This window comes from Clostridium neonatale, from assembly GCF_900465025.1.
Lineage (GTDB): Bacteria > Bacillota > Clostridia > Clostridiales > Clostridiaceae > Clostridium > Clostridium neonatale.
Genome location: NZ_UICR01000001.1, coordinates 1249897 through 1273308, shown reverse-complemented (window position 1 = coordinate 1273308; position 23412 = coordinate 1249897). Strand labels below are relative to the sequence as shown.

At 28.0% G+C, this 23412-nt stretch carries 20 protein-coding genes; 4 read left to right on the top strand and 16 right to left on the bottom strand.

What is annotated here, in order from left to right; all coding sequences use genetic code 11:
- Window positions 1-124 precede the first annotated feature (124 nt).
- Window positions 125-1135, top strand: coding sequence for a ketoacyl-ACP synthase III (locus CNEONATNEC86_RS05745; protein ID WP_058294296.1), 1011 nt, complete (start codon window positions 125-127; stop codon window positions 1133-1135).
- 109 nt (window positions 1136-1244) lie between these two features.
- On the opposite strand, the gene CNEONATNEC86_RS05740 is transcribed toward CNEONATNEC86_RS05745, so the two are convergent.
- The 6 genes from CNEONATNEC86_RS05740 to helD all read right to left on the bottom strand — a co-directional run bounded on the left by CNEONATNEC86_RS05740 (window position 1245) and on the right by helD (window position 8863).
- Window positions 1245-2534, bottom strand: coding sequence for a phenylacetate--CoA ligase family protein (locus tag CNEONATNEC86_RS05740; RefSeq protein ID WP_159135674.1), 1290 nt, complete (start codon window positions 2532-2534; stop codon window positions 1245-1247).
- Window positions 2535-2779: 245 nt separating this feature from the next.
- Window positions 2780-3634: a MurR/RpiR family transcriptional regulator gene (locus CNEONATNEC86_RS05735; protein WP_200848507.1), complete on the bottom strand. Its 855-nt coding sequence runs from the start codon at window positions 3632-3634 to the stop codon at window positions 2780-2782.
- 45 nt (window positions 3635-3679) lie between these two features.
- A complete protein-coding gene (locus tag CNEONATNEC86_RS05730; protein ID WP_058294293.1) occupies window positions 3680-4648 on the bottom strand; it encodes a Gfo/Idh/MocA family protein in 969 nt (322 codons plus the stop codon).
- A 47-nt stretch (window positions 4649-4695) separates the two neighbouring features.
- On the bottom strand, window positions 4696-5364 hold the full coding sequence (gene rpiA / locus CNEONATNEC86_RS05725) for a ribose 5-phosphate isomerase A (RefSeq protein ID WP_058294292.1): 669 nt from the start codon (window positions 5362-5364) through the stop codon (window positions 4696-4698).
- 218 nt (window positions 5365-5582) lie between these two features.
- Window positions 5583-6440: a DegV family protein gene (locus CNEONATNEC86_RS05720; protein WP_159135672.1), complete on the bottom strand. Its 858-nt coding sequence runs from the start codon at window positions 6438-6440 to the stop codon at window positions 5583-5585.
- Window positions 6441-6589: 149 nt separating this feature from the next.
- On the bottom strand, window positions 6590-8863 hold the full coding sequence (helD, locus tag CNEONATNEC86_RS05715; RefSeq protein ID WP_159135671.1) for an RNA polymerase recycling motor HelD: 2274 nt from the start codon (window positions 8861-8863) through the stop codon (window positions 6590-6592).
- Between the two features lie 391 nt (window positions 8864-9254).
- Between helD and CNEONATNEC86_RS05710 the strand changes: the two genes are divergently transcribed.
- Together CNEONATNEC86_RS05710 and mgsA are read left to right on the top strand one after the other, a co-directional pair.
- Window positions 9255-10283, top strand: coding sequence for a P1 family peptidase (locus tag CNEONATNEC86_RS05710; RefSeq protein WP_321023644.1), 1029 nt, complete (start codon window positions 9255-9257; stop codon window positions 10281-10283).
- A 45-nt stretch (window positions 10284-10328) separates the two neighbouring features.
- Entirely contained in the window at window positions 10329-10688 is a 360-nt protein-coding gene (mgsA, locus tag CNEONATNEC86_RS05705; RefSeq protein WP_058294288.1) for a methylglyoxal synthase, read from the top strand.
- Between the two features lie 113 nt (window positions 10689-10801).
- Here the strand turns inward: mgsA and CNEONATNEC86_RS05700 are convergent, their stop codons facing one another.
- Both CNEONATNEC86_RS05700 and CNEONATNEC86_RS05695 read right to left on the bottom strand, forming a co-directional pair.
- The gene (locus CNEONATNEC86_RS05700; protein WP_159135669.1) at window positions 10802-11605 is read right to left on the bottom strand and encodes an AAC(3) family N-acetyltransferase; all 804 of its coding nucleotides are present in this window, start codon (window positions 11603-11605) and stop codon (window positions 10802-10804) included.
- A gap of 577 nt (window positions 11606-12182) precedes the next feature.
- Complete coding sequence (locus tag CNEONATNEC86_RS05695; RefSeq protein ID WP_159135668.1) at window positions 12183-13367, bottom strand: aminotransferase-like domain-containing protein; 1185 nt, start codon at window positions 13365-13367, stop codon at window positions 12183-12185.
- Between the two features lie 170 nt (window positions 13368-13537).
- On the opposite strand from CNEONATNEC86_RS05695, the gene CNEONATNEC86_RS05690 reads away from it, so the two are divergent.
- Window positions 13538-14920, top strand: coding sequence for an aminotransferase-like domain-containing protein (locus CNEONATNEC86_RS05690; RefSeq protein WP_159135667.1), 1383 nt, complete (start codon window positions 13538-13540; stop codon window positions 14918-14920).
- 100 nt (window positions 14921-15020) lie between these two features.
- Here CNEONATNEC86_RS05690 and CNEONATNEC86_RS05685 read toward each other — a convergent pair whose 3' ends face one another.
- The 8 genes from CNEONATNEC86_RS05685 to CNEONATNEC86_RS05650 form a co-directional block, all read right to left on the bottom strand.
- Entirely contained in the window at window positions 15021-15251 is a 231-nt protein-coding gene (locus tag CNEONATNEC86_RS05685) for a hypothetical protein (RefSeq protein WP_125148344.1), read from the bottom strand.
- Between the two features lie 106 nt (window positions 15252-15357).
- Window positions 15358-16734 carry a citrate/2-methylcitrate synthase gene (locus CNEONATNEC86_RS05680; protein ID WP_159135666.1) on the bottom strand — a complete coding sequence of 459 codons (1377 nt, stop codon included), beginning with the start codon at window positions 16732-16734 and terminating at the stop codon, window positions 15358-15360.
- Window positions 16735-16913: 179 nt separating this feature from the next.
- The gene (locus CNEONATNEC86_RS05675) at window positions 16914-17465 is read right to left on the bottom strand and encodes a hypothetical protein (RefSeq protein WP_058294282.1); all 552 of its coding nucleotides are present in this window, start codon (window positions 17463-17465) and stop codon (window positions 16914-16916) included.
- 218 nt (window positions 17466-17683) lie between these two features.
- On the bottom strand, window positions 17684-18193 hold the full coding sequence (locus CNEONATNEC86_RS05670; RefSeq protein WP_125148346.1) for a hypothetical protein: 510 nt from the start codon (window positions 18191-18193) through the stop codon (window positions 17684-17686).
- A 53-nt stretch (window positions 18194-18246) separates the two neighbouring features.
- Window positions 18247-18363, bottom strand: coding sequence for a MetS family NSS transporter small subunit (locus CNEONATNEC86_RS05665; protein WP_159115816.1), 117 nt, complete (start codon window positions 18361-18363; stop codon window positions 18247-18249).
- A 285-nt stretch (window positions 18364-18648) separates the two neighbouring features.
- Window positions 18649-20130: a sodium-dependent transporter gene (locus tag CNEONATNEC86_RS05660; protein WP_159135665.1), complete on the bottom strand. Its 1482-nt coding sequence runs from the start codon at window positions 20128-20130 to the stop codon at window positions 18649-18651.
- A gap of 259 nt (window positions 20131-20389) precedes the next feature.
- On the bottom strand, window positions 20390-21808 hold the full coding sequence (locus tag CNEONATNEC86_RS05655) for an aminotransferase class I/II-fold pyridoxal phosphate-dependent enzyme (protein ID WP_159135664.1): 1419 nt from the start codon (window positions 21806-21808) through the stop codon (window positions 20390-20392).
- A gap of 30 nt (window positions 21809-21838) precedes the next feature.
- Window positions 21839-23062, bottom strand: coding sequence for a M16 family metallopeptidase (locus CNEONATNEC86_RS05650; RefSeq protein WP_159135663.1), 1224 nt, complete (start codon window positions 23060-23062; stop codon window positions 21839-21841).
- Between the last annotated feature and the right edge of the window lie 350 nt (window positions 23063-23412).

Sequence of the window (23412 nt, the reverse complement as noted above, 5' to 3'; positions counted from 1 at the left end):
ATAATTGATATAATATGATATAATATACGTATTATATCATATTTAACAAAATATTCTACATACATTTCCTTATTTTTTAATTTTAGATATTTTATAGCAAGATTTACAGGAGGTTTTTAAGTTTATGAATAAAAATGTTAATATATTAGGAACAGGAATATATCATCCAAATAAAAAAGTGACTAATGATTATTATATTAATCATTTTAAAGAATTAGGAAAGGATATATCAGCGTTTCTTGATACTCTTGGCAGAAATGAGCGATACATTATAGATAATAATAGTGATGAAAATGCTTTAACTATGGCATTAGAAGCTGCAAAAAGAGCATTAGAAGCTGCAAACATATCTCCAGAACAACTTGATGCAATAGTTTATTCATCTGATACGCCAGAATATTTATGTCCATCCAATGCGTTAATCATTAATCATTATTTAAATGCAGTTAATGCACATACAGTTTATGATTTAAATTCGAACTGTGTAGGAATGGTGGTTGCTTTAGATCAAATAAGCCGCTACATGAAAACATCTAAACACATTAAATATGCTCTTGTAGTTGGAAGTGTTTTTTCTAGTTCAATTGCAAGACCAGACTGTAAATACACTTATCCAACTTCAGGTGATGGTGCTGCAGCAGTGGTTCTAGAATGTGTAGATGAACCTGAATTAAGAGGAATAATAGATTCAAAATATTGTACAAAATCAGAATATTATAATACTATTATTTCACCTAAATGTGGACTTTCAAAAATGCGTTCAAATGAAATTCCAGAATATGATAAGAAACAACAATGGACTCCTTTTCCACTTGATTTCTTTTCAGTCGAATGGAGCAAAGCAATACATGAATTTAGTAAAGAGTATGATTTTTCAATGAACAGTATTCACAACTATTTCTTATCTCAATATTCAAAACAGTTTCTTATAGAAACTGCAAAAATACTAGATATAGATGATTATAAAGAAAAATTTACTTATATAGGAGACAAGTATGGTTATACTGGAACTACCAGTCCTATTTTTGCTCTTCATGAAGCTCTTACAACCAAAGAAATTGAACCTGGCTCAAAAGCTGTATTTTGTTCTGTTGGTGCTGGAGTTGCCATGTGTACGCTCTTATATTCTTTTTAGATATATTCCCAATGTTAAAGTCACTTACAAAATCAGTGGCTTTTTCTTTTTCAACAATAAAATAGCAGTAAAAAACTATTATAATATTTTTTCACTGCTATTTTATTCTTTAAGATAATGCTAGTTCTCTATTATAAAATACTCTCTTTGCCTTTCCTTCTGAACGTTTCAGAGTTTCAGGATTAACAATTTTTAATAAACAATGAATTTGAAGCTCCCTATATAATCTATCAATAATATTTTTCTTCAATTTAATTAAGTATTCTTGTGTATAAAATTCAATATAATTATTCATTTCCACAACAATTGTAATCTTGTCCATATTTCTATCTGTTTCAACATTAATCACATAATGAGCTGATAAATCACCACTATATCCAGCTATTATTTTTTCAATTTGAATTGGATATATGTTTACCCCTCTAATAATCATCATATCATCACTTCTTCCATGAACACGCTTAATTCTTGCTTCATGAGATCCGCACTCACATTTATCATAGCTTAAAACTGTTATATCTCTTGTTCTATATCTTAATATTGGTAGTGCTTCTTTTGTAAGAGTCGTTAATACCAATTCACCTTGTTCTCCACTCACAAGATTTTCTGTAGTTTCACTATTAATTATTTCTGGTAAAAAATACTGTTCATTTATGTGAAGTCCATTTTTCATTTCACACTCACCGGCTACTCCTGGTCCCACAACTTCACTTAATCCATATATATCATACGCTTTTATATTAAATGACTTTTCTATTCTTTCTCTCATTTCATCAGACCATGGTTCTGCTCCAAAAACTCCAACTCTTAATTTTAGTTCTTCTGGTTTTATCTCCATTTTTTTCATAACATCAGACATATGTAAAGCATACGATGGCGTTGAACAAAGTACTGTAACCCCAAAATTTTTCATTGCTAATATCTGTTTCTCCGTATTTCCTCCAGAAATAGGAATAACCGTAGCGCCAATTTTTTCACATCCGTAATGAAAACCTAATCCTCCTGTAAATAAACCATACGGTATAGAATTTTGAACAATATCTTTTGCTGTAACTCCGTTTCTTTTTAAAATTAATGCCATCATCTCGCTCCATATATCAATATCATTTTTAGTATAGCCAACAACAGTTTGTGTGCCTGTTGTCCCTGATGATGCATGAATTCTAACTATTTTTTCCATAGGAACTGCAAACATTCCATATGGATAATTATCACGTAAGTCTTGTTTAGCTGTAAATGGCACTAGTCTTATATCTTTTATGGACTTAATATGTTCTGGTTTTAATCCTATTTTATCAAACTTTTTTCTGTAAAGTTCAACATTATTATATGCATTATTTACTGTTTCTATCAACCTCTTTGTTTGAATTGCTTCTATTTCTTCTCGTATACTTCCCATAAAGCATCCTCCTTTATATTCATGAACATATAGTCACTTTATAATTATCGTATGTTTTCCATTTTTATTAACATTTTATGTATTCTTATTTATTATATTGTTTAAAAAACATTTATTGTAATTTATTTTAATAAATATTTATATTAAAATAAAAAACCTGCTTATTTAAGATAAAAGCAGGTTTTCTTAATTAAATTATTAATTTTAGATATAAAATCACTATATAATATAAAGAGACAATACTTCTAAATTTTATCTTCCGCCATACATTGCTCATGCCTATTCATACATTCATAAGCATCTTCTTTATTTGAAATTGTAAGTAAAAACAATATTTCTATAACAGCCATAAAAGGAACTCTTGTAAAGTTAAACTCATCTAAAAATAGTTTTTCTCTTGATGCTACACTTATTACATAATCACTTAACTTAGCAAGTTCTGAATTTTCATGTTTAGTTATGCAGATTACTTTAGCCTTTCTTCCAATAGCCATATTTACTAGTGTTAAAAGTTTTTTAGATGATCCTGAATTTGAAATAACAATGACCACATCATCTTCTGATATATTACATGTAAAAGCTAATTGTGTTTCATAAATAGTATTTGCAAAAGACGATATTCCAATTTGATTGAATTTATATGCACCATCTAAAGCAACAGGTATTGTATTGCCAACTGCTGCAAATTGAACAGTTCTTGCTTTTTTTATTACATCAAGAATTTCTTTTATATTCTTTTCATCCATTATGGATATGGTTTGCTTTAATTCCTCTATTTTATTGGCTAGTATATTTTCAAGTGATTGAGCTATTTTGTTTATACTTATCTCATTCGATGTAGTTCTTTCTTCACTGGATCTCATCATCTCTTTAGCTAAACTTATTTTCAAATGATGAAATCCCTTGAAATCACACTTTTTACAAAATCGTATTATAGTTGCTTCACTAGCATTACTGGCATTTGCTAATTCACTAACAGTCATATCTACAACTTTTTTTTGATTGTTAATAACATAATCAGCAATCTTTTTTTCCGCTTCAAAAAGCTTATCATAAACCTGAAATATTCTATCTAAAACAGATTTTTCTTTGCTTGACACTTTCATTTCTCCTTATTTACTTAGAAAGATTTCCTCTTCATTAAATTATTCAAAAGTATATTTTAATCCCCATTGTTCTCTAACATTATCCATTATACCTACTACATCTGTTGATAATTCTAATGTATCATTATCTTTTTTCTTCTCAATATAATCAATCATATCTTTGATTTCATATATTAATGCCTTAGAAGTTTCTCCACATTCTATAGTTTCTACTCTTCCATCAGGATAAGTAATTGTTGCTTTTTCTGCTCTTGGGAAATTTTCTACTGTGATATAAGCTTTTTCTCCACAAACAATTCCTCTCTTAGGCTGCTTTGCTCTCATTGTTAATGAAATGACTGCCATTTCATCTTCTTTATTTTTTAATATTATTCCTGATTGCTCATCAACTCCAGTTTCAAACTTTTTAACTGTTGTCAATATTTCTTCTGGCTGGCTTGAAAGAAAATATCTTGCATATGATAATGCATAAGTACCAATATCAAGTAATGCTCCACCAGCTAAATCTGGACTAAAAAATCTATTTGTAACATCATATTCCTTGAGACTTCCAAAGTTGACCTGTATCATCTTTATCTTTCCAAGGTCTCCGTTCTTAACAATCTCGCCTAATTTCTTATAGAGTGGCATATGGAAAATTGTCATTGCTTCTGTAACTATTAGATTCTTTTCATTAGCCAAATCTTTTATTTCCTTTAATTGCTTTCCATTTACGGTTATTGCTTTTTCACAAATAACATGTTTATTATTTTTTAAACTTTCAATTACATATTCATGATGATTAGAATGTGGTGTTGCTACGTATACAACATCAATATTTTCATCTTTAAGCATTTCATTAAGATCCTTATACACATTTTTTACATTATGATTTTTTGCAAACTCTTTAGCTTTATCAAACTTTCTTCCCCAAACACCATAAACTTCTCCTACTTCTTCGTTTAAAGATTTTGCAAACTCATTTGCTATTGTTCCTGGTCCTATAATTGCCCAATTTAATTTTTTCATATTCTACACCTCACATATATTTATTAATATTACTAATTCATAATCAATTATTTTTTAGATATAACTCTAATCCCTTTTTCACTTGCGACAACTGCTTTTGTTACAACATGTGTAAATAATGATGTCTCAACTACTCCACAGATTTTTATCAAATCATCATTTAGTTTTTCTGCATCTTCAATATTTTTAAACTCAACATCTAGTAATAAATTTCCATCATCACTAATAGTAAATCCATCTTTAATGCTACTACATCTTACTACAGGAATACCACCTAATTCTCTTACTTTTCTTTCAACATATCCTAATGATTCTTCCAGTACTTCAAGCACAACTGGATCTTTAAATGATAATTTTTCTTCAAATTTTTCTTCATCTACAAGTAATATATAGTCATTTGCCATACTTCCAATTATTTTTTCTCTAGTATGAATCCCTCCACCACTTTTTAATGCATTTAAATGTTTATCAACATGGTTGCAGCCATCAAATGCTACATCTATTTTATCTACTGAAAAAGTATGCAATACTTCTAAACCATTTTTTATACATAACATCTTTGTTTTCATTGACGGTGTGACTACTTTAACATTTAGTTTTTCTTCTTTTATGAAATCCACTAAATATGATATAGTTTGGCCGCCACCAAGTCCTATAACTGTATTATCTTTAATATACTTTAAAGCTTCTTTTGCACAATTCTTTTTTAAATCCATGATTCCACTCCTTCTATATGATAATAGTTTTATTTCTTACTCTTATATTATTACGACACATTAATTTCGTCAATATAATTTATAACGAAGTTTTTTTTCTTGAATAAAAATTATAATTATAGATAGTTAATATACAAATATAAAACATGGAATAATTATTCTACCAAAAAATAAGTGCCTATCTAATATTGATATAGATAAGCACTTATTTAAAATTTCTAATTGTCACTCTTATTAAAATATGCAACTCCAATAGCCCCTGGTCCTACATGAACACCAATAACTGGTCCAATAGATTGTATACCTACATGTATATTAAGCTTTTCTTCTAATTTTTTAGCAAGTTCCATTCCTTCATCTTCACAATTAATATGATGTACTATAACATCTCCAATTCCCTTATTGTTACAGTCTTCTAAAACCTTATTTAAAATTGAGTCTACAGCTTTCTTTTTAGTTCTTACTTTCTCAAATACTGTTGTTTCTCCGTTTTCCACTGTAAGGATTGGTTTAATTTGAAATATACCACCTAAAATTGCTGATGCCTTTCCTATTCTTCCACCCTTTTGTAAATACTTAAGAGTATCTGGAACAAAAAGAAATCTACTATTCTCTTTAACACTTTCAGCTACTTTCATAACTTCTTCCATTGTTTTCCCGCTCATTGCAGCTTTCGCAGCTTCTAATGCTATGAATCCCATCTGCATACTATTTGTACTTGAATCAAAAATTTCAATACTTGCATCTTTATAATCTTCTAAAATCATATTTTTTACTAAATGAGCACTTGAATACGTTCCACTCATTTTAGCTGAAATAAATATAGCAAACACCTCATCACCATTATCTATTTTGTCTTTAAATACTTTTAACAATTCATCCATTCCCGGTTGAGATGATGTTGGTATTTCTCCGCTTAAATCCATTTTCTTATAAAATTCTTTATTTTCTAAATCAATTTCCTTATAACTTTCTCCATTTAAAATAACATTCAATGATACTACAGTTATATCTAGTTCTTTAGCCAATTCTTTTGGTATATAACTAGTACTATCAGTTATTATTTTTACTGCCATTTTACTCTCCTCTTAAATTCTATATATTAAAATATTTTGTCTATTGTTTATTGCATCTATTAGAATTATATCCTATATTTTATATTATAATAAATTTCTTTAAAACTAAGTATATCATTCAATATATATTATGCAATATTATTTTCACATTATATGAGTTTAGTTATACTATCTAGCTTTATTATAAATTCCATGTGCAATGCTCTTGTTAATGAAACATATAATAGTTTTTTATCTAATAAACTTTCACTATATCTATCTTCACTTGGATTCAATAGTATTGTACAGTCAAACTCTAACCCCTTTGTTAAATATGATGGAATTATTAAAAAATCTTCTTCACATTTATCATTTTTTTCTGTAACAATTCCAAATTTATATTTACTATTTTTCTGTAATATTCTATAAAAATTATTTGCCTCTTTATCGTCTTTTGTTATAACAGCCATACTTCTTTTATTATTTTCTTTTAAAAGTTTTATTATATTTTCTATCTCTGTTACATACTCTTCTTCTATTTTAACTTCTATTATTTTTGGCTTTTCACCATGCCTTAAAACCGGCTTACATTCTTTAATATTAAGATTTTGTGAGTTTAAAACCTTTGATGCAAAATCTATAATTTCCACAGTTGAACGGTAACTTTGGCTAAGCTGTACATATGTAGCCTCACTATTAAATACGACTTTTATTAATTCATCCCATGAATTTATTCCCTTATAATAATAAATTCCCTGTGCTAAATCTCCTACTAAAGTTAAAGAATTTCCTATAGCTAAATTTCTTATTACATCTAATTGAAACATGCTATAATCTTGAACTTCATCAACTACGATATGTTTAAATCTTTCTTCATCACTTATCCCATCAATTAATATTTTTATATAGTATAAAGGTGCTAAATCATCTTCATCTATAATGTTATTTTTTATATTATTATCAAATTCACTTTTCATATATTGTTCTAATACTTTAGGTATTCTCCCTGCTGTCGCACTATCAAAAAGCTCTTCATTATTAAAAAATTCTTTATATAAGTCACTAGAATTTATTGATTTCCACTCTTTAAAATAAGCATTAAATTCTCTTTTTGCATTCTTTTTTACACTTTCTTTTAGCATATCCCTTTCATCATATATATCAATCAAAAATTTTCTTCTTTTTTCAATATCTTTATGTTCTCTTTTGATTTCTAAGACCTTAAAGTCATATTTTTCATCTATAGCTGCTAATGTAACTTCAACTTTGTTTTTCAAATTCAATTGCAGATATTTTTTTATTTCATCTTTTCTTTTATTTATAGGATGCATCTTAAAGTCATTTTTGTAGAGTTTTTCAATATACTTCTTATCAAATAATACTTCTTCTTTAACTCTAATATCTTTTATGTCAAAGCTTATATGCTCAATTAATTTAATAAATCTTTCAAGCATTTTTTTATAAACTAATGTTCCTTTCACTTTACTAGAATTTAATATCAGTTTTTTCTTAAACTCATCTTTTTCATTTAATATCTGTTTGATTTTTTTATCTTTATCATATACTTCTAATTTAATCTTTAACTTGGATAACATCAGGTATTCAAAGGTGTTTTGTTTAACCTCACTAACATCTAAACTTGGTAGAATATCTGAAATGTAATTTAAGAACAATTTATTTGGTGCTAAAACTAATATATCTTCACCTTTTAAATTTTCATTATATCTGTATATAAGGTATGCCAATCTATGTAATGCTATTGTTGTTTTTCCAGAGCCTGCTGACCCTTGAACTATTATAGGTAAGTTTTTAGGCCATCTTATTATTTCATTTTGTTCCTTTTGTATAGTTGATACTACTTCTTTAAGTTTTTTTCCAGTATTAGCTTCTAAATTTATCTTTAGAAATTCATCCACTAACTCTTTTCCTTCTTCACCACTTACCATTATTTGATCAATAGCCTCATCAAAAACTTTTTCGATTTCATCATTATTAAATAAGAACTTTCGTTTAGTTTCTAGCTTTCCTTCAATAATGCCTTTAGGCGATTTATAATATGACTCTTTTGATGTTCCACTATAATATAAATCAGCAACTGGTGCTCTCCAGTCAACCACTATTTCTTCAACATCTTTTGTATTACTTATTCCATTCTTTCCTATATATATTATCTCTTCAAAATTTCCGTTTTCTTTAAAATCAATTCTTCCAAAGTATGGATTATTTATTGCTTCAGTATAATTTCCTATATCTTTTTCCAAAGATTCTTTTAATACCTTAAAAGTTTCTTTTTCTACGCTATAACTTCCTTTCACTTCTTTTACAAGCTGACTCAATTTGGTTGCTATCTCTTCTAATCTATTGCTTTTAAAATTAATCTCATTCTTTATTAATTTTCTTTTGTCCTCTAACACTCTCTGCTCTTCCAATAATATTTCATCCATATCTTGCACCTCCTTAAAAAATAACAAATAACATATTTTAACAAGTAAGATAAATGAATATTGTATCATAAAAACTAAAAATACAATAGTATATATATTCTTTTAAAAAATAATCCACATACAAATTACATAGCAGTTGCTTAATTTGTTGAAGAATTAAATTTTCAACATATATATAATAATTATTATTAATTTTATAACTTACATAAACGAATAAATTAATTATCTTCTTAATTTATTTTATCATAGTACATTTTTCTTTAAATTAGTGTACTATTATTTATATACATTTCTTCTAAACAAATAAAAGAAAGTTTCTAAATAAGAAAGGAGTGAATTATTGAGAATATAAATAATTATGTTCTCATAATTAGATATGAATAGTAGAACTTTGAATGATTATAATATTGAAATTGGAAAACTTCCCAAAGGACCTCTAAATAAAATATCTGATGTACCTGGCATAAAGGTTGGGCATTGTACTATTGATAATGAAGATCACAAAACTGGAGTAACTGTTATAATTCCTAGTGAAAATAATATCTTTGAAAATAAACTTATAGCTTCTTCTTTTGTTTTAAATGGGTTTGGCAAGAGTTTAGGACTTGTGCAGATAGATGAACTTGGAACATTAGAAACACCAATAACCATAACTAATACATTAAACGTTGGTCTTGTTCATGATGCTATCATAGAATACATGATTAAAACATGTAAAAAAGAAAATATAGATATTCGTTCAATCAATCCTGTAGTATGTGAATGTAATGATAGTGGCTTAAATAACATCCAAGAAAGAGCTGTGCATAAAGAACATGTTTTTAAAGCAATAGAAAATGCATGTTCTAATTTTGATGAAGGCGATGTAGGTGCCGGAAAAGGTACTGTATGTTATGGATTAAAAGGTGGAATCGGCTCATCATCACGCATAATTGAATTAGATGGAAATAAATATACACTTGGAGTCCTAGTACAATCAAATCATGGCATATTAGATGATTTAATCGTAGATAACAATAACATTGGAAGAAAATTAAGTGAATATATTGAAACAAATGTAGTAGATAAAGGTTCAATAATAATGATTATTGCAACAGATACGCCATTAAGTGATAGACAACTTAAAAGAATAATAAAACGTGCCAGCGTTGGGCTTGCAAGAACTGGTTCATTTATTGGACATGGTAGTGGTGAAGTTATGATTGGATTCTCTACAGCTAATACAATACATCATTCAGAAAAAAATGATATTATAAATATTAATATCCTAAATGAAAATTCTATAGATAAAGCTTTTAGAGCTGTTGCAGAAGCTACTGAAGAAGCTGTTCTAAAATCACTGTTAGCATCTGATACCGTAACTGGATTTGATAAAAAAACAAAATATAGTATAAACGAATTCCTAAATAATATGATATAATAACTTAAGAAAACGTATTAATAATTGCTTTTAGGAGGACAAACTATGAAAATTGCATTGATAGCTCATGATAAGAAAAAAGAAGAAATGATTGAGTTTTCTAAAAAACACACAGAAACATTAGCTAAATATGAATTAGTCGCTACTGGGACTACTGGTAAGAAGATTTCAGAAGCCACTGGACTTGAAGTTAAACGATATCTATCTGGACCATATGGTGGAGATCAACAATTAGGTGGACGTATTGCAGAAGGTAAAATAGATTTAGTAATCTTTTTAAGAGATCCTCTTACTGCTCAACCTCATGAGCCTGATGTTTCTGCCTTACTTAGAGTATGTGATGTACATAATGTTCCTGTAGTTACTAATATAGCTACTGCTGAACTTATAATTACACAATTTTAGTATTAATAAAATTAAACTAGAGAACTAATAGTAATTAGACTTTATTTCCTATTAGTTCTCTTTTAAATTAAATATTAATTATATATTCAATTATCATTTCTTACTTTTACAAATTATTTTCTATTCTTCTCCATCCATTTAGTAGCCCAATCCACTAATAATCTTTGCCTTATTAGCCTTACTTCTGCATTTCCAACTCTATGAATATTAATATTCATTTCTTTATCATATTCTTGTCCCATTTGAATAAAATCACTATCATCAACATCTTGGGTGTTATAAGTAACCCATTCTCTTTTTCCATCAATCATTATGGCACTGCTTTCATTGGTAAATTTCTTTCCTTTAAAATCTGCTATTGTTTCGGATAAATGAAATGATGTATTTTTGTCATATCCGACACCAATTAAAAGAATATATCCATCTAACTTATAAAGCTTATCTATTGGAGAATTTTCTCCAAAAATATTACTCAAATCATGATCTTTTGTTAGATATTCTGCATTCTTTCCATAAGCTGCAACGGATCTTGCAGGATGATCAGATCGCTTAACACCTGGCCATTTTGCAAATAATTCTGCAACTGCTCCCATACCAATAGCTGGTGTTACATTTTTATCATATGCAGGCCAATTTTCTCTTATAATATCATACCATTCTTCTGGTTCCTCCCAATGAACGCCTTTAATTGGATCTAGATTTTTCCAAGTCTGTGTTGGCATCATTATTGTGCCTTCTTCTCCCACTATGTCAATAAGTGCTCTTATTACAGTTTCAGCTCCTCCTACAACAAATCCCAGCTTCTTTAGTGATATATGAACCATTATATTTTGTCCTTCTGCAACACCGCATTTTTTTAAACCATTTATTAAATCCTCTCTTGTTAAAATTACTCTTGTTTCTTTCTCAGAATTCATTTTATTTTCACTCCCCTTTTAAAAAATTATTGCCATATATCAAAATACTTCTCTTATATCTTATTAAATACTTTTCTGTCTTATATTTCAAGTTATCTTTTTTCTAAAATCATACCTACATTAAATAAAGGACGTGCTAAGTTTAGAGGATAACAACCGACCATAAGATCTTCATTTCTTTGTTTCATCTAAACTCATAGTATAAAGTCTATTACTACTAACAGGCGTTATATTTCTATGATTATAGAGAAAACAAAGAAATTCAATATATGAATACCCGACTCATATTCATTCGCTGGGTAAGCGATTCACACCAAATCACAGATTTTGGTTCTCTGCTTAGGCGTAGTATTGTATTAAGAAATTTAAGCTTTTAACTTCTTAGAGATAGGCTGTTCCAAAATAATTTGTCCAACACTTGCTGTTGGAGCAAATTGTTTTGGGCACAGCATATCTCTTTAGAAGTTTTAGCTTAAATTTCCCTACAATCGAGCCTATCATATATTGAATTTCGGTTGTTATCCACTAAACTCTGATTCTACATCCCTTATTTATGTTGTGATCAATATATACTTCACTAAAGATATTCTTTTAATATTTTTCCTAGTATTTTTAGGCCTTCAACGATTCTTTCTTCAGGCATATTAGAATAATTTATTCTAAAGAAATTTTCATTTCCTCCATTTGGAAAGAAAGGTCCTCCTGGAACGAATGCTACATTATGTTTTAGACATTCATCTAAAAGTTCTCTTGCATCAATATTCTTTGGAAGTTCAACCCATGTAAATAAACCTCCATCTGGTCTATTAAACTTTACATTCTCAGGGAATTCTTTTTCCATAGTTTCTACTGCTAAATCGCATCTCTTTTTATACAGTTCACGAATTGTTTCTATATGTTCATCAATATCATTTAATTCTAAGTATTTTGCTATATCCATTTGTGCAATTGTATTACATTGTAAATCAGTACTTTGTTTAATTACTACTAGCTTCTCTATTATTTCTTCATGTGCTGCTACCCATGCAATCCTATATCCTGGACAAAATATTTTTGAAAAAGTACCTAAACAAACAACATTTCCACATTCATCAAATGATTTTAGAGATGGTAGATTTTCTCCTTTAAATCTAAGTTCTCCGTAGGGATTATCCTCAATTACTATCTTGTTATATTTATCAGCAAGTTCAGCTACCCCTTTACGTCTTTCTATTGACCATGTAACCCCAGTTGGATTTTGAAATGTTGGTATTGTGTATATTAGCTTAACATTTTTTGTTGTCTTTAATATTTTTTCAAGTTCATCAACAATCATTCCATCTTTATCTGTAGGTACTTCTATAAAGTTACATTCATATGCTTTAAAAGCAGTAATAGCCGCAAGATATGTCGGACTCTCGCATAATACAACATCATCTTTATTTAAAAATATTTTTCCTAAAAAATCTAAACCTTGTTGTGATCCATGTGTTATTAATATATTCTCATATGAAAAATTAGCCCCTAAAGTTTTATTCATTCTTTCTGCTATCCATTTTCTTAGTGGATTATATCCTTCTGTTGTAGCATATTGAAGTGCCTTTTCCCCATTTTCCTCAAGCACCTTCTGATTTGCTTCCTTTATTGCTTCTATCGGAAATGTCTCCGGTGCTGGAAGACCTCCAGCAAATGATATAATTTCTGGTTTTTCAGTAACCTTTAATATTTCTCTAATTACAGATGCTTCTAGTTTATTCATTCTTTCTGCAAACTCAAATCTCATTTTTACAGCCCCCAATTCATTTGAATATTTATTAACATTTTAATATTGTAAATGTATGATTTCAATGATAAAATTGTATGCAAAACAATATTTTATAAAATTTAAAAAATATGTTATTTATAATTTAAATATAAATTTATTAAAAATTAAGAATATAAGAGGTGGTCTAAATGCCAGTAAACTCCTTTGATAATTATCCTATGTCATGGAAACCAAATACGAAAGACTTAACTCCGCCACTATATAAATCTCTTGCTCAACTACTAGAAAATGATATACAAAATGGTACTTTAAATCCTGGAGATAAATTACCCCCTCAAAGGGAATTAGCCGACTTTTTAGATTTAAATTTAAGTACTATAACAAGAGCTTTTAAAATATGTGAGCTGAAGGGTTTAATAAGTGGTACAACAGGTAAAGGAACTTATATTTCTTCTGATGTACAAACTTCTCCTTTACTTCTAAGTACATTAAATGAAGATTATATAGATATGGGAGCCGCTTTTCCATTATACGAGCAAAATAAATATATAATTGATTTAATAAAAAAGCTTATAAAAAAAACTAATATTGAAAATTTTCTTCAGTACTCGCCTCCAATTGGACTTTTATCTCATAGAAAAACCGTATGCAAATATCTAAGGAAATTTAACATAAATGCAACTCCAGAAAATATAATGATAACTTCCGGATCTCAAAATGCCTTATCAATTATTTTAATGTCCCTATTTGCTTCTGGAGACAAAATAGGAACTGATCCTCTAACATATCCTGCATTTAAATCACTTGCAAACATGCTTGGAATACGACTTTTTCCTCTTCCAATAAATAATACATCGGTTACTTATGAAAATTTAGATACCATATGTAAAAACGAAAACATTAAAGGATTATACTTAATTACTGAAATGCATAATCCAACAACTTATTCTATGTCAAAAAATCAAAAGGAAAAGCTATCAAAAATTATAAAAAATAATAACTTACTCTTAATTGAGGATGGAATATATTCATATTTAAGTGATTCTAATAATATACCTTTATCGGCTATGGCTCCAAACCACAGTTTATATATATCAAGCCTTTCTAAATCTCTATGTGCTGGCTTACGTGTTTCTTTTATGGTAGTACCTAATAAATATAAATCTAAAATTGAACAAGGCATTTATAATGTTAATGTAACTACTTCATCTTTTAACGTTGAAATAGCATGCCAAGCTATAGAAACACACTTGAGTGATAAAATCATATCTGAAAGAAAGAAATTAACGCTCGAAAGAAATACGATAGTAAATAGGATATTAAAAAATAGAACCGTTTATGGAAATGATTATAGTTTATTCAGATGGCTAGTATTACCCAAGCACATTTGTGGAAGCAAATTTGAAATACGAGCATTAGAAAAAGGTGTTCAAGTATTTTGTGCTGATAGATTCGTTGTTGGGAATAGCAAGTTTGAACCAGCAGCAAGACTGTCAGTGTGTTCTCCAAAGAATAATGAAGAATTAGAACATGCATTAATTATAATTGATAATATAATTAATGAAATGTAAATTATGATATAATTTCTAAAGAATAAAATAAGAATTATATAACCTAATTGAATCTAATTAATAGAATTCAATTAGGTTATGATTTTAAATAAGCTATATTTTATAAAAACTCTTCTAATATGTAGCTCATATCATCTTCTGTTTTAACTATTAGTTGGTTAATATTCTTTTCTGCATAGATTATATTCCCCTTTAGAATTTCAATACAATCATCAACAAGAAATGGAATATCATTAACAACTATCATTTCACTTTCATTACATTTCTCTTTTAGCCATGTATTAAGCACATATTCTGGTGATTCAATGGATACTATTTCCACTTTCTTCATCTCCTTGACCTTCTATAAATATTACCCTTATAATTAATTTTATCGTAATATAATATAATTACTTTATTATTTTATTTAATTTGGCTTTAATTTGATACACATTTCTCTATTTTCTTTCCTTTATTGGTATATATTTCTTGCGCTTGCTAACATTCTCATATGCTGGTCTTATTATTTTATCAGCATTAATTAATTCCTCTATTCTATGAGCACTCCATCCTGCTATACGAGCTATTGCAAATATTGGTGTATAAAGTTCTAATGGAAGATCCAACATACTATATACAAATCCACTATAAAAATCAACATTTGCACTTACTCCTTTATATGTTTTTCTTTCTTCCATAATTACATCAGGTGCTAATTTTTCAACTAATGAATATAAAGCATATTCTTCTGTCAAACCCTTTTCTTCTGACAAACTTTTTACAAAGCTTTTAAATATTTTTGCTCTTGGATCAGATAAGGAATATATAGCATGTCCCATACCATAGATTAATCCTGCCTTATCAAAAGCCTCTTTATGAAGTAAAGCTTTTAAATATTTTCTTACTTCATCTTCATCATTCCAATTTCTTATATTCTTCTTCATATCATTAAACATTTCAACTACTTTTATATTTGCTCCACCATGCTTTGGACCTTTTAAAGATCCCAATGCTGCTGATATTGCTGAATACGTATCAGTACCTGATGATGAAACAACATGTGTTGTAAATGTAGAATTATTTCCACCACCATGTTCTGCATGAATAACTAAAGCTATATCAAGAATTCTTGCTTCAAGTTCAGTATATTTACTATCTGATCTAAGCATATAGAGAATATTTTCAGCTGTTGATAACTCTGGCTGAGGTGTATGAATAATTAAGCTATTTCCATTATAGTAATGATCATAAGCTTGATAACCATAAACTGATAATAATGGAAATTGAGCTGTAAGTGATAGACATTGGCGCATTACATTTTCCACAGAAATATCATCAGCTTTATCATCATATGAATATAATGTTAGTACACTTCTTGCTAGAGCATTCATCATATTTAAGCTTGGAGCTTTCATTATTACATCTCTTACAAAACTAGGTGGTAAAGACCTATATCTTCCTAGTATCTCATTGAATCCATTTAATTCTTCTTTATTAGGGAGCTTTCCCATTATTAAAAGATATGAAACTTCTTCAAAACCAAATCTTTTTTCTTTTACAAAGCCTTCAACTAATTTTTCTATATCAATGCCTCTATAAAAAAGTTTCCCATCACAGGGAACTTCTTTACCATCAACAATTATTTTAGAATAAATCTCTGATATTTCAGTAAGGCCTGTAAGAACTCCTTTACCATTTACATCACGGAGTCCTCTATTTACTTTCTTTTCTATATACAACTTCTTTTCAATTGTACTGTGTTCCACACATATATCCTTCAACTTTAATATGTCTGGTATAATTTCAGAAAAAGCTATATCTGGTGCAATACTCATCTTTTAAAGTCCCCCTCACTATAAATAAATCTAATGTATAATATTAACATTCTAACATAAAAACATTTATAAATCCAACCTTCTTTAATTATATATATAATAAAACACAGCTATTTAATGCATAATATCAATAAATAACCGTGTTTTTTTCAAATTTATTAATATGTACCTATTAATTCTTAATCTGGCTCATTTCCAAAAGTCCTATCTTCAGCTTCTTTATAACCATTTTCATCATCACTACTATCCTCTTCTTCATTTGCATAAGGATCAGATACTATATCATTTGGATTTGCACTAGAATCTATAGGATTAAAAGTTTCATCATCTGGACCTGGAATAATATCATTCATATTATAATTAGGATCCGGTGAAGAATTGTTGTTATTATTAGTAGTAGTGCTACTATTATTAGTGTTACTATTAGTAGTGGTATTCTGTGGTTTTGATGCTGCCATATTATTTTCTGCTGGTTTGTTTTTATTATTTCCTGTCACAACATTTTCTCTTTTATTTGTATTTTCTTTTTCTTCAAGTGGATTTTCATTAGATTCTCCAAATACCCAATTAGAAGCTGTATTTTCTTCTTTACTTGTTGTTATGAAATATGTTTTTAAATCTTTTCTAGTTGATTTATTACTTTCTGCTGCTTCCTTGTCAGATGAATTATTACATGATATTAAACTTAAACTCAATATAACAATAAAACCACTTAATATTATTTTTCTCATCTTTTCATCCATTCCCCTTTTGTTATTGTATACTTAATAACTATATTTTATAATAAGTTTACAACTATTACAATTTTTTATTGAATCATATGAATAAGGCAGAATATCTTTCAAAAGTTTATTTTTAAAGATATTCTGCTCATTTTTGTTTAATATAGAAATTATTTTTCATCTTTCCACACTTACAGCCTGTTTCACAATTTTCTAGACAATAATCCCTAGACTCCATAAATAGGTCCACCATGATTTATTGCAAATAACTTCCTAACTCCATAGAGGCTAATAAGATATGCAATCATTTCAACTATATCCCCTAGCAATAATTCAAAGTTAGCTGATCTCGCTGCACTTACTCTACCAATTCTGAAATGAAGTGGAGTATTCCTATATTGAATTTTCGAAATATGAACTAGTACTGCTTGTGCGATTACTTCATACTGTGATCCTAATAACAATGCAATGTCTGGATCCGGTTCAAATCCTGATTCATTATTGCTCTGTCTTATTTTAATTACTTCTATTGCTTGTAATGTAGATATATATTCCAAAACATATCCTAATATCATAACCAGCAAAGCAGAAGCCTGAATATTTAAAAGTCTAATATCAAATTCATCCAATCCTGGTATACTTTCTTCTGTTCCTTCGTCATTTTCCCTATCTCTATTATTATCTTCTTCATCATCATATGATGTATTAAAATCGTTATCTCGGGCTATTGGTATCACCCCCTATAACTATAATATATATTAATACCTAAACTGTTCATAACTTAGATGATTTAAATATTTTCTGCTTGTTTCTTTTCATTATATATAGTTATTCCTAATGTAACTATAAGCCCTCCCCATAAGACTGCGGCTCCAAGCCCAAAAACTATTATTGCTGACGTTGTCATTTTAACACCTCCATTATCTCATGTGGCTATCGCATTAAATAATTTCTATCATCTCATTTTTTGAGATATTATAAATTAGAATTTATATTTTAATTGAAGCTATAAAAGTGAAGATATCAAATCTATAATTTTACCCCCTCTAAAATTCATAAAATCATAGGATTAAAAAACTGAAAGCTTCTTTTCCTTAGCTCTTATCTATACATTCTTACTTTTTCTCTTTTTAGCTGAAATTTGTAATTACGACAGTCCCATATTTTTATATTATCATTCAGACTTTTAAATTTATATCTGCTTATCTTTCCATGGTTTTTTAGCGATTAATAACGCGCCTATTATTCCAATACCTATTACAGACCATCCATATAATAGTAATGATAACATTGGATATCCACCATATGGATTTTTTATTTCTGTAAATATACTTTGTATTAACATAAATATTAATATTGCTGGTGTTAAATATTTTATAGTTAGATCCCACCAAATACCTATCTTAAAGTATGAAATTTCATTAGTATGTTCTCTGATTTTCTTAGGTTTTACTATCCATCCTATTAATAAGACTTCAAGTAATCCAACAACTACTATTCCGTAGTTATTAATGAAATTATCAATTATATCTAATAAGTATAATCCTGCACCTGTTGCAAAAACAGAACTTATTATAAATCCAATAACGCAAATTATTGTGACCATTTTATTCTTTTCAATTCCGAATTTATCACTAAATGGTGCTGCAACTGCCTCTGTTAATGATACTGAAGATGTTATTCCTGCAAATATCAAGCATAAGAAGAATAACGAACCTAATATTGTTCCTAAAACCCCCATAGTACTAAATACTTTAGGGAAAACAACAAATGCAAGCCCTACTCCACTTGAAACAACTTCAGACATTGGTAAGTTTTGAGAAGTAGCCATATATCCAAGTATTGCAAAAACAGCTATTGCTGATAAAAATTCAAATCCACAGTTTGCAAACGCAGTCATAAAAGCACTATTATTTATATCAGTCTTTTTCGGTAAGTAGCTTGAATAAGTCATCATTATTCCCATAGCTAAACTTAATGAAAAGAATACTTGCCCATATGCTGCTACCCATACCTTTGGTTTCATTACCATTGACCAATCAGGTGTAAATAATGTATTCAATCCTGTAGTTGCTCCATTTAGAGTAACTGCTCTAATTGCAATTATAATCATTATTGTTATTAATGTTGGTAATAGAATTTTACTTGCTTTTTCTATTCCACCTTTAACACCCTTATAACATATAAACCAGTTTATAGCCCATATAAAAGCTATCCCTAATAAAATCGGCCATACCATTTTCACAAATTCAAATGGTGAGGATGTTAGTTGTAAGAAATCATTGTGGAAAAATGCATTTGAATCATTTCCCCATCTTTTTGAAAAACTAAAAGTAAAATAGTTTACTGCCCAGCTTAATATCATTGAATAATAACCTAATATCATAAATGCACTTATAGTTGGCCACCATCCAAGCCATTCCCATTTTTTATTGGTTCTTGCTATAGCAAGTGGCGTTGAACCTTTATATTTATGTCCCATTCCATATTCTAATATTAATAAAGGGATTCCTGCTGTAAATATTGCAAAAAAGTATGGAACTAAAAACGCTCCTCCACCATTTGTATATGCTACATAAGGAAACCTCCATATATTACCTAATCCTACTGCTGACCCTACTGCTGCCAATATAAATCCTAATTTGGACCCCCACTGCTCCCTCTTTTCTTCCATCATATTTCTCCTTTATGTCGTTTTTTATCATTAGTTTTATAAATAAGTTTAATAATAGGTATATAATATTATAATTAATTAATAAAGACAACCTTGTTTTAGATATTTTCATCGAAATGCAGTCTATATTTTGCCAGTTTAATATTTAATTAATAGAAATCTATTAATTGATAACATATAATTTTGTATTACTGTTAATTTCGCATGTTTCCATCGTATTTTAAATTAACAAATTAAAAAATCTTCTAAAATTAAAATTTTAGAAGATTTCTTTTATTACATTGACTTTTCCACATTTAATACCTAATATATCTTTATTATTCTCTATATAATCTTTAATTATATTTATACTTTTTCTGGTTATTTTTTCTCCTGCACAAATCATTGGAATTCCTGGGGGGTATGGTATTATTGCTTCTTTAGCAATTTTATCTTCACACTTATCATATTCTAAATATTCACCTTCTTTATTAAATACTTCATATGGTTCTAATACTTTTTGTGGAATATCTAAATCATAACACTCTTCAATTTTTCCTCTTAATACTCCCATATCCAAATTTAAAATTGCATTATGTATGCTTTCAAAATCTTTATCATTATTGAAAGGTGATAATATTAAAACTACACCTCGTGAAAAACTCATTTCAGCTTGTATATTGCATTTTTTTAAATATAATAATAATTCATTACCATTATATCCTTTTGGTAAAATCATTAAATATCGTGTTAAATCTATTTGATAGTTTTTAAATTCAAGATCTTCTTTAGATGTTATTATTACCTTATGTAAATCATTAATTTTCTTTTTCCAATACTCTGCTCTATTTATTAACTCTTCATAGTCACCACTTCCATATTCATCTAAATAATATCTTGCATAATCAAGTGATGCCATAATTAAATATGATGGAGACGTAGTCATAAATGCCTTTAAATAAAATTCTAAGTTTTCATTTTCTTTATTTACTAATAGATATGCTCCTTGAGTAAGTGCTGGCAATGTTTTATGAGCACTAAGCACAATATAATCACCTATGTTTGTTATAGATTTAGGTAGTCTATTACTAAAATTAAAATGAGCTCCATGTGCACAGTCTATAATTGTTGCAATTCCCTTTTTCTTCATATCAACCAATACATCTTCAATATCATAAGTAATACCAAAATAATTAGGATATGTTAATATTATTCCTTTAGGATTTTTGCACTTTTTTAATGATGAATATATATTTTCTTTGCTTACAGGTAGAAATATTCCATTCTTTTTGTCAATTACAGGTTCAATATATATAACTTTAAGCTTTCTTAAAATTAATCCATTATAAATTGATTTATGGCAATTTCTCTCAACAATTACTTCATCACCTTCATTGAATTCAGAAAAAATTGCAGTTAAATTTCCGCTTGAACTTCCATTGACTAAAAAATATGCCTTTTTGCTATTATACGTTTTGGCTAGAGCTTCTTGAGCTAGCTTAATCACACCTTCTGGACAATGTAAATTATCTAATGGATCTACTTCTGTTATGTCTAGCTTTCCCATTCTTCTTAAGAACTCTCTTCCTATATCATCCTTTGTAAATCCTAGTCCACATTTATTTCCCGGCATAGAAAGTATTAAATTATTTTCATCATTATATTTTAATAATTCCTTTAATAATAATGGTGTATTCATAAAATTCCCCTTTATTTTAATTTATAGAAATTAACAAATAACTTGTACACTTGAAGCTTTAAGTACTTTTTCAGCTACTTTAAAAACTTCTTCTTTATATATTTCTGATAAATTATTTAATTCATCTACATATATATTATAGTCACCAAACATTGTATCATAAACTGCAAGTTCTTTAGCTAGTATTATGCTTTTTTCTTCTTTAAATAATCTTTTTATTTTTAAAGCTTTAACAAATCCATTAGTATCTTGTTTACTTATATTTATTTTATAATGCTCCAAATTGTTTATGCAATTATTTATAAGTTCAATACATTTATCAACATTTTCTTTGGAAGTAGTAAACATTATTTTATATAATTTAATATAATTCTCATTATTTATACTTGCTATAACATCATATATGAGACCATTTTTAGTTCTTAAAGTATCGTATAATAATGAGTTTACCCCTTCACAAAAATATTCATTAAATACTTTTAATAATTTTGTTTCATTATGATTTAACATATCAATTGGAAAGACCATTTGAACCTTGCATGTTTTTATTCCATCTCTTTTATCATTAAATCTTCTTGTTACTAATTTATCATATTCTATTATATATTTCTCTTCTTCTCTATTTAATTTCCTTTTATTCCACTGTTCAAAATGTTTTACTACTATATCTTTTACTTCTTCAAATGATTTTGATGAAATTACCACAATCGAAGTATTTTCCGGGAAATAATTTTCAACATAAAATTCTTTTATGTCCATTAAAGTTATACTATTTAAGCTTTCTTTAGTTCCTATTATAGGATGTTTAATTCTTCTTTCATTAAAACAGTTAAAGAATAACTTATCTTCACAGTATTGTTCAAGCTCCTCATCCCACTCATTAAGTTCTTCTTTTATTATATCCATTTCTTCTTTAAAGCCTTCAACTGGAAATGCAGGTCTTATAATTATATCTGAAAATATCTCTATTCCTTTTTCTAAATCTTCATTTAACAATGTACCATAATAAATAACATATGGATAATTGGTCATAGCATTTTGAAATCCAAATATGCTACTTAATTCTTTATTAATTTGAGCTTCATTTCTTTTTTCAGTTCCCTTATATAACATGTGCTCTGTTGCATGAGCTAACCCAAGCTTGCCTTTTTCAACTCCTGCACCTGCATTTAATGATATACAAATTGATGATAGTTCACTTTCTGCTTTCTTATATATCAACTTTAAATTGTTTTTTAAAATATATTCTCTCATTTTTGTCTCCTGATATTTATAAATTCCTTTATATTTTATCATAATTTATGAAGCTATTTAATTTTTACTTTCAAAAAATACTAATAAAAAACTAAAGACTACTACATAACATAAATAATTGACGTAAAATCAAAGTTTAGTGGAAAATAACCGAATTGCAGTATGGCTACTCTTTGGCATATAATGCTTGATGAGGTACGAGCCTAACAGTATGGCCCATCTTTATTTATATCTTTTAATAGATGATAAAATATTACTTTTTTAAATCTTTAGCGTATATAAACAACTATTTCTTAATCTCAAAATAATTATAATTACAACAACAATAATATGGATACTATGAGTTCATC